The organism is Pedobacter sp. B4-66, from assembly GCF_018492665.1.
In the GTDB taxonomy this organism is placed as follows: Bacteria; Bacteroidota; Bacteroidia; order Sphingobacteriales; family Sphingobacteriaceae; genus Pedobacter.
In genome coordinates this window covers 224,816-238,808 of sequence record NZ_JAFVME010000001.1, presented here as the reverse complement: position 1 = coordinate 238,808, position 13,993 = coordinate 224,816, and the positions used below count along the sequence as shown (strand labels likewise).

General features: G+C 38.0%; 10 protein-coding genes. 6 read left to right on the top strand and 4 right to left on the bottom strand.

The features are described 5' to 3' along the window. From sufD to sufB, 3 genes are read right to left on the bottom strand one after another with little or no spacing between them, the layout of a single operon-like run. Entirely contained in the window at positions 1 to 1,302 is a 1,302-nt protein-coding gene (sufD, locus tag J1905_RS00930) for a Fe-S cluster assembly protein SufD (RefSeq protein ID WP_214225228.1), read from the bottom strand. Positions 1,303 to 1,325: 23 nt separating this feature from the next. Continuing rightward, complete coding sequence (gene sufC / locus J1905_RS00925; RefSeq protein ID WP_214225227.1) at positions 1,326 to 2,090, bottom strand: Fe-S cluster assembly ATPase SufC; 765 nt, start codon at positions 2,088 to 2,090, stop codon at positions 1,326 to 1,328. 18 nt (positions 2,091 to 2,108) lie between these two features. Beyond that, positions 2,109 to 3,554: a Fe-S cluster assembly protein SufB gene (gene sufB, locus J1905_RS00920; protein ID WP_214225222.1), complete on the bottom strand. Its 1,446-nt coding sequence runs from the start codon at positions 3,552 to 3,554 to the stop codon at positions 2,109 to 2,111. 299 nt (positions 3,555 to 3,853) lie between these two features. Between sufB and J1905_RS00915 the strand changes: the two genes are divergently transcribed. The 3 genes from J1905_RS00915 to J1905_RS00905 all read left to right on the top strand — a co-directional run bounded on the left by J1905_RS00915 (position 3,854) and on the right by J1905_RS00905 (position 6,148). After that, the gene (locus J1905_RS00915; protein WP_214225221.1) at positions 3,854 to 4,672 is read left to right on the top strand and encodes a helix-turn-helix transcriptional regulator; all 819 of its coding nucleotides are present in this window, start codon (positions 3,854 to 3,856) and stop codon (positions 4,670 to 4,672) included. Positions 4,673 to 4,759: 87 nt separating this feature from the next. Continuing rightward, entirely contained in the window at positions 4,760 to 5,611 is an 852-nt protein-coding gene (locus J1905_RS00910; RefSeq protein ID WP_214225219.1) for an SDR family oxidoreductase, read from the top strand. Positions 5,612 to 5,617: 6 nt separating this feature from the next. Continuing rightward, positions 5,618 to 6,148, top strand: a complete 531-nt coding sequence (locus J1905_RS00905) for an anthrone oxygenase family protein (RefSeq protein WP_250317953.1) — start codon at positions 5,618 to 5,620, stop codon at positions 6,146 to 6,148. 6 nt (positions 6,149 to 6,154) lie between these two features. Here the strand turns inward: J1905_RS00905 and J1905_RS00900 are convergent, their stop codons facing one another. Next, a complete protein-coding gene (locus J1905_RS00900; protein WP_214225218.1) occupies positions 6,155 to 7,684 on the bottom strand; it encodes a choice-of-anchor I family protein in 1,530 nt (509 codons plus the stop codon). 144 nt (positions 7,685 to 7,828) lie between these two features. Here J1905_RS00900 and J1905_RS00895 point away from each other — a divergent pair, with 144 nt between their 5' ends. The 3 genes from J1905_RS00895 to J1905_RS00885 are packed head-to-tail and all read left to right on the top strand — an operon-like array spanning position 7,829 to position 13,951. After that, complete coding sequence (locus J1905_RS00895; protein WP_214225216.1) at positions 7,829 to 10,600, top strand: carboxypeptidase-like regulatory domain-containing protein; 2,772 nt, start codon at positions 7,829 to 7,831, stop codon at positions 10,598 to 10,600. A gap of 4 nt (positions 10,601 to 10,604) precedes the next feature. Next, entirely contained in the window at positions 10,605 to 11,429 is an 825-nt protein-coding gene (locus J1905_RS00890; RefSeq protein WP_214225215.1) for a hypothetical protein, read from the top strand. 5 nt (positions 11,430 to 11,434) lie between these two features. Then, positions 11,435 to 13,951, top strand: coding sequence for a carboxypeptidase-like regulatory domain-containing protein (locus J1905_RS00885; RefSeq protein ID WP_214225213.1), 2,517 nt, complete (start codon positions 11,435 to 11,437; stop codon positions 13,949 to 13,951). Positions 13,952 to 13,993: the final 42 nt, after the last annotated feature.

Genomic DNA, 13,993 nt, shown 5'->3' with positions numbered 1-13,993 from the left:
TTATTGAATAGCTAAATGTTCATAGATAAGTTTAGATACATAAGAACGTAAAGGCTCTGGTTTAATCTGATCAATGATGTCGGCAGCAAAAGCTTGCAATAAAAGCACTGCGGCGCTTTCTTTCGGAATGCCTCTTGCCCTTAAGTAAAACATCGCTTCTTCGTCCAGCTGACCAATGGTACAACCGTGTGAGCATTTAACATCGTCTGCAAAAATCTCTAGCTGAGGTTTTGTATTTATGGTTGCATTTTCTGATAACAGGATATTCTTATTGCTCTGGTAAGCATTGGTTTTTTGCGCATCTGGCTGAACCATAATACGACCATTAAATACCGCTGTTGAGGTATCATCAGCAATTCCTTTATACAATTGATTGCTAAAGCAATTTGGCTTTAAATTGTCTATCAGTGTATGGTTGTCTGCATGACTTTTACCTTTCAATAAGTACAAACCATAAAGGTGAGTTTCATTACCTGCGGCATCAAGTACCAGATTCATATTGTTACGTACTATGCCGCCATTTAAGGTAATGGTAACGGTATGCACGTGGCTTTTTCCAATTTGTCTAATATGAGTACTGCTTACCTGACTGGCATTTGCCACGTCATTTTGGATTTTATAATACTCCACGTAAGCGTTTTCCTTAACCACCACTTCCATCACCTGGTTGTTAAAACTGTCCGACGAGCCAAGGGTAGTATAGCTTTCAGTTAGTTGGAGTTTGCTGCTTTCATCAACCAAAACCAGGCTTCTTGGCAATGCCAACGAAGGATTTTCTCTGGCATCTAAAATATGATAGCAATAAACGGCATGTTCAGGTTCTTTGCCTTTAAGCACATGAACGAAAACCCCACCATCAATAAAAGAGGTATTTAAGGCATGAATTCCATTATTTAAGTAATTGCTGCTCTGATTCAAATGAGCGGCAACAATGTCTTTATATTCGTCTTTAGCGGCATCTTCAAGGGGCAATACGATAAGGTCAGTAGCCTCCGAACGGATAGTAGAAAGATTGGCCATAAAGCGACCGTTTACAAACACAAGCTCGTTTGCTTGTTTATAACCCGGTAATCTTATAGCATTAACCTCCGCTAAAGTAACCGAAGAGTTCTCTGCTATTTGATATTCTTGGTTGAACAGGCTGCTTACATTGGTGTACTTCCAATCCTCATCACGATAGGTAGGTACGCCATCTTTAGTGAACGCATCAAATCCATTCTGCCTCAAATTGGCAATTGTACCTTTCGGATTTGCCTCTTGTAGCTGCTCAAACTGATCTTTAAAATAAGTTATGTTGTTCATTGTAAAGTCTTTTAAATGGACTGCTACTGATTGGCAGTTAAATCAATATCATCAGTGATGAAGTCGTAACCTTTTTCTTCCAGTTCAAGCGCCAGTTCCTTTTTGCCCGATTTAACAATACGACCGTTGTAAAGTACATGTACAAAATCTGGATGGATATAATCAAGCAAGCGCTGATAGTGGGTAATCAGTAATATTGCGCGATCGGGGCTTCTCAGCTTATTGATGCCATTTGCAACTATACGAAGTGCATCGATATCCAAGCCAGAATCAGTCTCATCCATGATGGCAAGTTTAGGTTCAAGCATGGCCATTTGAAAAACCTCATTGCGTTTTTTCTCTCCGCCAGAAAAACCTTCGTTGATAGAGCGACTCAATAAACGCTGATCTATTTCAACCAAAGCCATCTTTTCTTTCATCATCTTTAAAAAGGCAACCGCATCCAAAGGTTCTTGCCCCAGGTATTTGCGCTTTTCATTTACAGCAGCTTTAATAAAGTTTGTGGTACTAACACCCGGTATTTCTACCGGATACTGAAAGGCAAGAAACAGACCTTCCCGAGCCCTGTCTTCGGTTGATAATTCCAGCAGATCTTTGCCTAAAAAAGAAACGGCACCTTCTGTAACTTCATATTCTTCTCTGCCGGCAAGTACGGAGGCAAGGGTGCTTTTTCCGGAACCATTTGGCCCCATAATAGCATGAACTTCCCCTGGTTTAATATCGAGGTTAATTCCTTTCAAAATTTCTCTTCCGTCGATGTTTGCGTGTATATTCTTTACTGATAGCATAATTCTTATAAATTTTGTTTAACCGACACTGCCTTCCATGCTAATGGCCAGTAGTTTCTGTGCTTCTACGGCAAATTCCATGGGCAACTGATTCATTACTTCTTTGGCAAAACCATTTACAATAAGCGCCACTGCGGTTTCTGCATCGATGCCTCTTTGCTTGCAATAAAAAAGCTGATCTTCTCCAATTTTTGAAGTAGTAGCCTCATGCTCTACAATTGCCGTTTTGTTTTTAACCTCTATGTATGGGAAGGTGTGTGCACCACATTTATCGCCAAGCAACAAAGAATCGCACTGCGAATAATTACGCGCATTAGTGGCTTGTTTACTGGCTCTAACCAATCCTCTGTAGCTGTTCTGACTATGACCTGCAGAGATCCCTTTAGACACAATTCTGCTCCTTGTATTTTTACCAAGATGGGTCATTTTTGTACCTGTATCTGCCTGTTGATGGTTGTTTGTGAATGCAACCGAATAAAACTCACCAATAGAATAATCACCTTTTAGAATTACACTAGGGTATTTCCAGGTAATAGCCGAACCTGTTTCAACCTGTGTCCAGGAGATTTTGGAATGATCGCCTTTACAAATCCCACGTTTAGTTACGAAGTTGTAAATACCACCCATGCCATTTTTGTCGCCCGGATACCAGTTTTGCACAGTTGAATATTTAATTTCTGCCTTGGTATGAGCAACAAGCTCTACTACAGCGGCGTGTAGCTGATTTTCATCACGCATTGGGGCTGTACAGCCTTCAAGGTAACTCACATAGCTTTCATCTTCTGCAATAATTAGCGTACGCTCAAACTGACCCGCATTTTCTGTATTGATACGGAAATAGGTTGAGAGTTCCATCGGACAGCGCACTCCTTTAGGGATGTAGCAGAATGAGCCATCGGTAAATACCGCCGAGTTTAACGCAGCAAAGTAGTTATCCGTCATAGGAACTATCGATCCAAGGTATTGTTTTACCAATTCGGGATGTAGCTGTACCGCTTCGCTGATGGAACAAAAGATCACCCCGATTTCCGAAAGTTGTTCTTTAAATGAGGTAGCTATCGAAACGCTATCCATCACCACATCAACGGCAACTCCTGTAAGTCGTTTTTGTTCGTTTAAGGAGATTCCCAACTTCTCAAAAGTGGCTAGTAATTCCGGATCGGCCTCATCAAGGCTGTTTAATTGCTTTTTAGGCTTGGGAGCCGCATAATATATAATGTCCTGGTAATTGATGATGGGGTACTTAATGTTTGCCCATTTTGGTTCCTCTAGCTTTAACCAGTGGTTATAAGCTTTAAGTCGCCAATCTAGCAGCCATTCCGGTTCGTTCTTTTTACTTGAGATAAGTCGGATGGTGTTTTCGTTAAGGCCCTTGGCAATTACATCTGTATCTATGTCTGTTACAAAACCGTATTTGTATTCGGTTAATACGGCCTGCTCCAGAGTATCTGGTTTTTCTTTCATAGTAGCCTATATTAATTAATTGAAATATTAATATATATCAAATATACGGGGTAATAACTGTTTGTACAAAATAGTATAAACAGCGTAGTGTAATAATTGCTAGGTAGTTGCGGGTTGAATTCTCACTCTGCCCTTCGATACACTTTCGTTCCGAAACGTAGATGTAATGTTATTGATCCAGAAGATCCCCAAAGGAAATCCTGAACCAAAGCTGAAGAAGATGTAGGTTTGGATGGACTATCTTATAGCTTTATAAATTATTTGTAATTTTAGACTAAGATTCGAGTCAAACGAATATAATGAATTGCAAACTGGTACAGCCTCCTGATTATCTTAAAAGATATGTTCGCTACTTCTGGATTTTAGAGGGCGGAAGTAATGGTTGCGCGCCTACAACATTTGTTGCGCTTCCAGACGGTTGTCCGGGAATGATTTTTGGGCAGGCAGAGCAGGGGTCGTTTTTGGAATCTCACAATTACAAACTGCCGGAAGTGTTTTTATACGGACAAACTACTAAACACACGGAAATTCGTACGGCAGGAAAATTCAATACTATTGGGGTCTATTTTTATCCAGATGCGGTAAAATCTATATTTGGATTTAGTGCAGTTGAAATTACAAATGCCTGCTTGGATGTGGATTTGACCTCAAAAAAGACCGATTATAACTTGTCTGAAAGACTTTTGAATGCTTCATCTCTGGCCCATCAAATAGAACTAATTTCAGATTATCTGTTTAATTTGATTCGTAAAAACGGTAATGTACCCGATACCCTTACAGAGTATGCTGCGTCTAAAATGATCGGTTCAAATGGTAATATCACTTTAAAAGAATTGCAGCAGGATTTAAGAATATCAGAAAGAAGCTTTGAGCGCAGATTTAACCAAAATATAGGAATTAGTCCGAAATTGTTTTCCAGAGTATGTCGTTTTCAGGCGTCTTTAAGTCAGTTGAGAAACAATAAATATAATATCCTTACAGATGTAGCTTTTGAAAATGGCTACGCTGATCAATCTCATTTTATCCGTTCTTTTAAAGAATTTACAGGATTTAGTCCGGAGCAATATCAAAAACAATCAAATGAGCTGGTAGAGAATTTTCCTGAACTCATTAAATAACTCATCTTTTATTTAAATAATATTTAGTGTCGGTTTTGTTCTATTCATGGTTTTGTATAGCACATAATTTTGGTAAAAAAAGAAATTATGATAGCAATAACAGGAGCAAACGGAAACCTTGGTAAAGCAACTATAGGTTTTCTATTGAACAAGATTGAGCCAGAGCAGATCGTGGCGATAGTAAGAGATCCAAAGAAAATGGAGGATCTAAAAGATTCAGGTATTCAAATTCGCATTGCCGATTATGACGATCTTGAATCATTAAATGAAGCATTGAAAGGAGTTGATAAGCTATTGCAAATATCGGCAATAAGTATAGGCGAGCAGGGAGTTAAAGAGGAAACTAATGTGGTTAAGGCCGCAAAACAGCAGGGCGTGCAACACATTGTTTATACAGGTGCTGTAAAGCCAAAATTGGATGCGCGCTTTATGGCAACGCAACAATGTTTGGCAACAGAAAAGGCTATTTTGGATTCAGGAATACCTCATACTTTTTTTGGCAATAGTTTGTATATGGAAACCATCCCAATGTTTATTGGCGAGGCGCTGGAACATGGCAATATTTACTATCCGGCAGGTAATGGAGCAGTAAGTTTTGTATTGCGTATGGACATTGCTGAGGCGCTAAGTAATGTGCTTGCAAGCAATGGTCATGAAAATAAGCGGTATGAAATAACGGGTTCAAAGGCTTATACTTTTAAAGACCTGGCGGCAATTTTAACCGCGGAAAAGGGAGTCGAGGTTTCTTATGTGAATATCCCTAATGTAGTTTTAGCTGAAGAACTGGATAAGTTTCAAATGCCTGATGATCAGATAGGCTGGCAGTTGAGTTTGGCCGATAGTATTAAAGCTGATGAGTTTTCTTATGTTGATATTACACTGGAGAATTTATTAAAGCGTAAACCATTTGAGCTTAAGGAATATCTAAGAAATCTTTAGTAATTTATGGAAAAGTTAAATCGTATGATGTCTTTAACGAATATAGTTTTGGTACTTGCGGGTACCACTACGGCACTAATGGCAGGATTATTTTATGCCTGGTCTTGCTCAGTAAATCTGGGATTGGCAAAGCTGTCGGATGAAGGTTATTTAACCGCAATGCAGGAAATTAACAGGGCCATATTAAATCCGGTATTTTTCGCAGGATTTTTTGGAGCATTGGTGTTGTTGCCGCTAAGTGCATATCTGCACTATGGTCAGCCTTTACAACTTAAATTCTGGTTGTTGGTTGCAGCAGCTTTGTGTTATATTATTGGAACTTTTGGAGTTACTATTTTTGGGAATGTGCCCCTTAACAATGCATTAGATGTTTTTGATTTGAAATCAGCAACTGCTGAGGCAATGAAGGCGCATAGGATTGGGTTTGAAGCCACTTGGAATTCATTAAATACCATTCGGGCAGTTACATCTACTTTGGCTATTGTATTGGTTATAATTGCATGTTTGTACCCAGATGGGGCACAAACACGCAATTAAGAATTGTTATATAGTTTTAGGGGTATAGACTTTAATTACACCATCGTTTTCACTGCTTACTACCAATAAACTTTTCTTGGTAGGACTGTTTTTTGCAGAAATAAACAATACTCCTTCAGGAGCATCTCCACATTTTAAAAGTTGTAAGAAAACAGGTTTAACCGGATTGGTTACATCATATACGGCTACTGCATCAGCTCTTTCCATACCTACAAAAGCAACTTTTTTGGTTCCAACGGTTCCAATAGTTATTCCTTCTGGTTCAACACTTTTGTCGTCACTTCTGCTGTCTTCATAAGTGTTAGCGGCAACACATTTGGCGTCCAGTTCGTTTTTACTGTCGAAAATCTGACTTCCATTGATGCCATTCCAAACGCTAAATGAACGAGAACCTAATGAATATAATGCATCAAAAACTCCATCACCATCGGCATCGCCTAAGGTTGTTGTAATGTTAAGGCGACCAAGTTTACCATCTTTTTTTAGCTCGGCTGCATTTGGGAAAGCTGTAGGATCAAGCGTAATGTCCTTAACTCTTTTAATTTCAGAAAAGGCATCGTATTCTCTTGCATCACCTTCGTTGGCGGTAAATAGGTAAGGAGTTCCGTTTTGCTCAAGTACGGCAATAGCATCAGGCATATAAATACCTTTTACCGGCCACTTTGCAGCAGCAAAACCACCGTCTTTATCACTAGGATCTATTTCGTTACCATCTGTGTTGTAATCTTTAAACCCAAGAGGGAATATGTTGGTTATGGTTTTCGAAGCAATATCAATTTTGGCTATTGCATTGTTTTCCTGCAAAGTTACCCAGGCAGTTTTCGAATCGCTAGATATGGTTATGTATTCTGGTTCTATATCGTTTACGAAGTTTTTACCTATGCCAAAAACTCTAAATCCTTTAGCTGTAAGAGCAGCTTGCTGACCGATCATAGATGAGAAGTCGATAGTAGTTACCGCATAGTTGTCGTTAACAGATATGATAGAGATTGTTCCTGCCGGATCGTTTTTGTAATCGGTGCTAGGCTCGCCTTCGTTAGCGGTTAAAATGTATTTTCCATCAGGAGAAAAGGTAACCATATCGGGCAAGGCACCTATGTTTATTTCACTGATTTTGCTGTGGTCGCTGGTTTTAAAAACAACAACTTTGCCGTTTGCTTGTTTGTTGGTGGCCTGGATTGCTGCGGCTAGTTTACCATCATGCACGGCAACGCTATTAACTGCTCCTCCGTAAGGGCTAACGCTTATAAAACCAGCAGCTTTCATGTTTGATGGATTTACAAAATCAACCACCTCAATTCGGTTAATCTGATTTGGCTGATCCTCATTCTCGTTTTTTACGACAAACAGTTTGTTTGTAGCGGGGTCAAATGCAGAGATTTCGGCAGCGCCTAGTTCTCCAATATCAAGGGATCCAATCTCAGCATAGGTTGAAGGATCTTCGTTTAAAACAACTTCCTGATCTGTTGTTGATTTCTCTTTTTTACAGCTGAGTAGGCCAATTACAAGTAAACTAAATAGTAGCGTTTTTTTCATGTATCGAATATGTTTATGCTGCGAAAGTATCGTAAGCAGATTACCATTGCCTAAGTATAAGATTATGATATTGTTAAAATAATTTTAGGTCTTGTCCCCATTGAGCATCACTTAGTTGTCTTTCATTATAACCAAGCAATATCTATGAAGCGCGCTCAGTTCGGATTATTGTTATTTCTTTTGATTTTTTTGGCATTTGTACCAAAAGATGATGATCCTATTGAAAAGCTGATCGGCTCTTTGCAGCATTGGTCGGAAACTAATCCTCAGGAAAAAGTATATCTGCATACCGATAAACCTTACTACGCATTGGGTGATACGATTTGGTTTAAGGCTTATGTAACCATTGGTAGCCGACATCAGCTTTCTGCATTAAGTGGGGCCTTATATGTAGATCTGATTAATGAAAGAGATTCGATACAACAAACCTTGAAGCTTCCGGTTATGGCAGGGATGGCTATTGGAGATTTTGTTCTAAGTGATACTTTAAATGAGGGGAATTACAGGCTAAGATCTTATACTCAATGGATGCGCAATGCCGGTGAGGACTACTTCTTCGATCGGACATTTATGGTTGGAAATGCTTTCGATAATGAGGTGATAGCTAAAGTTGATTACCAGTATAAAACTATTGAAAATAAACCGGCAGTAGTGGTTCAATTAAACTATAGGAATGAAGGAGGTGAAGCACTTTCAGGTAAGGTAGTAAATTATGAAATTGTTGTGGACAAGGAAGTAGTGACAACTGAAAGAGTGAAGACTGATGATGAAGGAAATATAGCAGTTAGCATTCTTAATGACCCAAAAATGGATTTAAAAGGTGCTTATCTGCAAACTACAATAAAAATAGATGGAAAGAAAAGCGTTACTAAAACAGTTCCGATAAAGGTTGCGCTTTCACAGAGTGATGTGCAGTTTTTTCCTGAAAGCGGTAGCCTTGTTAATGGAATAACTTCGAGGATTGGCTTTAAGGCTGTAGGTGTTGATGGGTTAGGACTGCCGATTAAAGGTGTTGTGAAGGATAGTGAGAATAAGGAAGTGGTCAGCTTTGAGAGTTTTCATGTCGGTATGGGAATGTTTAATTTAAAGCCGGAGTCTGGTAAAAGCTATCATGCAGTTATTCTTTATCCTGACGGATCAGAGATGAAATTAGATCTGCCAAAGGCTGTAAATCAAGGGTATGTACTTGCTGTTTATCAAACCTTAAATGATAGTTTATTGGTTAGGATTAATGCTTCAGCAGATCAGGTTAAAGCCCAGCAATTTGTTAGCCTCATTGCACAATCGGGAGGTGAATTGATTTATGCTTCACAAGTGAAAGTAATTAAACCCTCAACCTCTGTATGGTTACAAAAGAAAGATTTCCCGACAGGAATTGCCCAGTTTACTCTTTTTAATGGGAATGGAGAGCCCTTAAATGAGCGGATTGTATTTGTAAAGAATCCGGATCTGATGGAGCTTAAATTAAATACAGTAAAGGATAATTACACTGCCAAAGAAAAGGTAGAAATGGAATTGGAGGCTTTGGATTCTAAAAGAAATCCCGTTATTGGTAATTTTTCTTTAAGTGTAATTAATGAAACGAAAGTGCCGTATGATGAGGTGTTTGAGAATACATTGCTTTCAAATACACTGCTTAATTCTGATTTAAAAGGATACATAGAGAGGCCCGGCTATTATTTTGCAAAAGAAACGGAAGAAGTAAACCGAGCGCTTGATAACTTAATGTTGACACAGGGGTACAGAAGATTTGCCTGGAACAATCTGATAAAAGAAAATAAGAGTCCTCTTATTTATAAAGCTGAACAGCTTACTTCAGAAATATCAGGCAAGGTAGTGAGTTTAGGTGGTAAACCTATTGCTAAAGGAAAAGTGACTTTATTATCCTTGCGCGCCGGAATTGTAAGAGATACAATTACTGATGAATCAGGCCGGTTTAACTTTGATCAGCTCGTACTTACTGATAGTATAAAATTAGCTGTGCAGGCAAGAAGAGGGAAGAATGGTAAGAATGTAGAAGTAATATTGGACAGTATTGCAACACAGAAACTAACTAAAAATAAGAATACGGCAGATATCAATGCCAATATTTCGGGCAGTATTAAAGAATATCTGGATAACAGTAAAAAACAAGATGAAGCTTTAGCAAATGTTGGTGGATTAAGTAGAACCCAAAGGTTAAAAGAAGTTAATATTCAAGCTAAAAAAATAAAACCAATAGTTAGAGTGCATAACTTAAATGGGCCGGATCATTATGATCAAATTATCAAAGCAGAGGAGCTTAAAGCATGCGCAACTTTAGCAGGATGTTTGGAAGGTAGATTAACTAATATTATTCTTAGAAAGGTTTCAATTTCAGCAATGTGTCCTCCCGTTACCTGTGCATTTTCGGGGAGAACCTCAACTACAGAGTATAACGCGGGGTCGGCAATGTTAATTGTTCTTGATGGAGTTCAGTATAGTCCCAGTGATGGTAATTGTAATGCAATAGGTGGGATTTTTGATTTTGGAGATCCACCGCCTGCAGATATAGAAAGTATTGAGGTTTTAAGAACTCCGGGGCTAACTAGTATTTATGGAAACAAAGGAATGAATGGGGTGATATTAATCAATACAAGACGAGGTGGAAGTGATAATGCAAGATATACTCCTTCGATAGCCAATATTTCGCCAAAGGGTTTTAATAAAGCCCGTCTGTTTTATTCTCCTCGTTATGATCAACAGAATGCTAATATGAAATTGCCTGATCTTCGTTCCACCATTTATTGGAATCCAACTTTGAAAACAAGTGAAAATGGTAAGGTGAAGTTTGATTTCTTTAATGCAGATGGGCCTGGGGTGTACAAGGTTGTTGTTGAGGGTATTAATGCAGCGGGTGAGTTAGGAAGGTTAGTTTATAGATATAAAATTGATTAATTTAATGGAAAAGAAAGGACAAATGAAAGTTATCATTCTGGTTTTGTTTTTACTGACATTTCCCCTCTTTAATTGTCTCGCTCAGCTTCCTTTTTATGGGGACATGCGAAAACCTAAAGGGAAAGTGAAGTCATTTACTGAGAAGTGCTACGAAACTACCGGTGGTGTAAAAACTTTGGTTCAAAAAAGAAGCTATGCCTATGACTTAAATGGGAAACTGATTGAGCAAAAAATATATAATACCATAGATAGTAACGCCATCGAACAAACCATAAGTTATGTGTATGAGGATAAGGAACTCTCAGAAGAACGAGGAGATGGTGAAGATGGTTACAGGATTAAATACATGTATTATGATAACGGAAAGATGATGGCAAAAAAATATATTTCTGATTCGGTGAAAAGCCTGGAGCGCTATGAGTATGACGACAAAAATAATAGGAGCTTACGCGTTTGTTATGATGGGTATGGAGAATTAAAGCTTAAGGAGGTATATAAATACGATGACTTAAATAACCTCATATTAAAGGAATGGAATGATTATGATACTGCTTTAAACAGCGGAAGTATTGCCTACTCAATTGAATCCAATTTACTGTGTAGTGGCGAACGGGCTTATGCTCCAAATGGACATTTAAAATACTCAATTATTTATGAATACGATGATAACAATAATATAACTCAAGAGATTCGATATACCGGAGGAGGTTTTGTTGACTGGAGAAGGAAATATTCATACGAGTATGATGAAAAAGGTAATTGGCTTACACTTAAGAACAAAAACAAAGCAAGTACTTACTTAACCAAAAGAGAGATTATTTATTATTAAATATTATGAAACGAGCGCTCTATATTCCTTTCTTTTCCGTTGTAATTCTGGTTTTAGCATTTATTCCCGAGGATAATGATCCGGTTAATAAACTAATTACATCTTTGCAAAAATGGGTGGAAACTAATCCACAGGAAAAAGTTTACCTACATACTGATAAGCCTTATTATGCAATAGGTGATACCATTTGGCTTAAAGCTTATGTAACAAGTGGGAGCAGGCATAAGCCATCAACCCATAGTGGAATACTCTATGTGGATCTGATTAACGAAAGAGACTCCATACAAAAAACGCTTAAGCTTCAATTGACTAAAGGAACGTCGGCCGGAGATTTGATATTAGCAGATGATTTTAAAGAGGGTAACTATAGGCTGAGAGCCTATACGCAATGGATGCGTAATTCGGATAAAGATTACTTTTTTGACCGTACTTTCATTGTAGGCGATCCCTTTCTTAACAGTATAGATGGCAAAACGAATTCCCGGATTGCAAAGAAGGGAACTAAAGAAAAGGTAAGTAAAAAGGCTGTTTTAAAAGGCGAACTTTCTGAGAGTGATGTTCGGTTTTTTCCAGAAAGTGGAGACTTAATTAATGGAATAACATCCAAAGTAGCTTTTAAAGCTATTGGAGTTAATGGTGCTGGAATAAGTATTAAAGGCAAAATAAAAGACAATGAGGGTAAGGAAATTGCTGATTTCTCTAGCTTATATGCCGGGATGGGCGCTTTTAATCTGAAGCCAGAATTAGGGAAGAGTTACGTGGCAGAAATAGTTTATCCGGATGGATCAGAAAAACGAATAATGCTTCCTAAAGTGAGTGATGATGGTTACGCTGTTTCAATTAATCAGGATAATAAAGATAGTTTAAGTGTCAGTATTAAAGCTTCTTCAGGTTTGTATCAGTCGGCGAAAACTGTTGCTTTAATCGTTCAATCTTCTGGGGAGGTTATTTATTCTTCTTCAATAAAAATAAGCAAACCGATAACATCAATACGACTAGCCAAAGGTAGCTTTCCGACTGGAATTGCTCAGTTTTCCTTGTTTAACAATGAAGGAGAGCCTTTAAATGAAAGGATAGCATTTGTTAGAAGTAGAGATTTGATGCAATTGAAGTTGAAAACTGAAAAGACAAGCTATAATACTAAAGAAAATGTTTGGATAGAGATGGAATCAAAGGATCCATCAGGAAAACCTGTGGCTGGAAATTTCTCTGTTACTGTAATTAACGAGGGTAAGGTGCCATCTGATGAGGCTTCGGAAAGTACAATACTGTCAAACCTATTGCTTAGCTCTGATTTGAAAGGCTATATAGAAAAGCCGAATTATTATTTCATTAATGAAACCGAAGAAACTAGTAGAGCTTTGGATAACCTGATGTTGACACAAGGCTATAGAAGGTTTGTATGGAAGAGTCTTGGTCAGGCTTTTACTCCAGTTTACAAAACTGAAAAGTCGGGTATAGAGATTTCTGGAAAGGCAGTTACACTTGGAAATAAGCCACTTGTAAATGCCAAGGTGAATCTGCTTTCATTAAATGGAGGTATAATGGAAGATACCAGGACATATTCTGATGGAAGATTTAAGTTTGATGACTTAATGTTTAAAGATGGTTTTAAGTTTGTAGTGCAAGCCAGAACGCATGACAATCGAAAAAATGTTGAGATAATATTAGATAGCGCGCTTGTGGAGGGTATTACTAAGAATAAAAATTTGCCAGATGTTAGTAATGGCACTAGTACAGACATCAAAGTGTATCTTGAAAATAGTAGGAATCAGGATCAGGCATTGCCTAAGTTCGGTAAGTTAAGTCGTGTTCAAAGGCTTAGAGAAGTAAAAATAATAGCCAGGAAAAGAGAAAGTGAAATAGTTGCTTCCCAAGGAATGTTGAGGATTCCGGAAGGACATGCTGATCAAACGTTTTTTTTTGAAAAACCTGAGGTTTGTGCCAATTTGGGGATTTGTTTACAAGGAAGATTACATGGGGTGACTTTCAGAAAGGTAGGAATAGTTCAGAATTATCCACTCTCTAGACCTAATGCAGTCGATTCATCGTCACATATGCAGATTATAGTTAATGGAAGAAAAATTGAGGATCCAATGGAGATTGCTGGAATATTTGATAATAATGAAATAGACCCCGTTGATATTGTTAAAATAGAGGTGGTTAGGGTCAATTTGGCGTTAATAGGGATATTGGGGAGATCTTCTATTCTTATTTACACTAAAAAGGCTTCTCTGCGAAATAAAAAATATATTCCAAACGTTGTCAATTTTTCGGCAAAGGGTTTTGATAAAGGACGTGAGTTCTATGAGCCCAGATATGAAAATGGAGATAAAAATAATAAGATCCCGGATTTCCGTTCTACAATTTACTGGAATGCTACTGTGAAAACTAATAATGATGGTAAGGCATATTTTGATTTCTACAATGCGAGTGAACCAGGAATTTACAAAGTTGTTGTTGAGGGGATTAACGCTGCAGGTGAATTAGGGAGATCGGTTTATAGGTATACAGTGAAATAATTTAAGTTGTTGTCCCCATTCTGTTGTTCTGAGATGTCTTTG

What these genes read in the sequence shown, in the direction of transcription:
- sufD (WP_214225228.1), bottom strand. Translation starts at nt 1,302, where the DNA reads ATGAACAACATAACTTATTTTAAAGATCAGTTTGAGCAGCTACAAGAG.
- sufC (WP_214225227.1), bottom strand. Translation starts at nt 2,090, where the DNA reads ATGCTATCAGTAAAGAATATACACGCAAACATCGACGGAAGAGAAATT.
- sufB (WP_214225222.1), bottom strand. Translation starts at nt 3,554, where the DNA reads ATGAAAGAAAAACCAGATACTCTGGAGCAGGCCGTATTAACCGAATAC.
- J1905_RS00915 (WP_214225221.1), top strand. Translation starts at nt 3,854, where the DNA reads ATGAATTGCAAACTGGTACAGCCTCCTGATTATCTTAAAAGATATGTT.
- J1905_RS00910 (WP_214225219.1), top strand. Translation starts at nt 4,760, where the DNA reads ATGATAGCAATAACAGGAGCAAACGGAAACCTTGGTAAAGCAACTATA.
- J1905_RS00905 (WP_250317953.1), top strand. Translation starts at nt 5,618, where the DNA reads ATGGAAAAGTTAAATCGTATGATGTCTTTAACGAATATAGTTTTGGTA.
- J1905_RS00900 (WP_214225218.1), bottom strand. Translation starts at nt 7,684, where the DNA reads ATGAAAAAAACGCTACTATTTAGTTTACTTGTAATTGGCCTACTCAGC.
- J1905_RS00895 (WP_214225216.1), top strand. Translation starts at nt 7,829, where the DNA reads ATGAAGCGCGCTCAGTTCGGATTATTGTTATTTCTTTTGATTTTTTTG.
- J1905_RS00890 (WP_214225215.1), top strand. Translation starts at nt 10,605, where the DNA reads ATGGAAAAGAAAGGACAAATGAAAGTTATCATTCTGGTTTTGTTTTTA.
- J1905_RS00885 (WP_214225213.1), top strand. Translation starts at nt 11,435, where the DNA reads ATGAAACGAGCGCTCTATATTCCTTTCTTTTCCGTTGTAATTCTGGTT.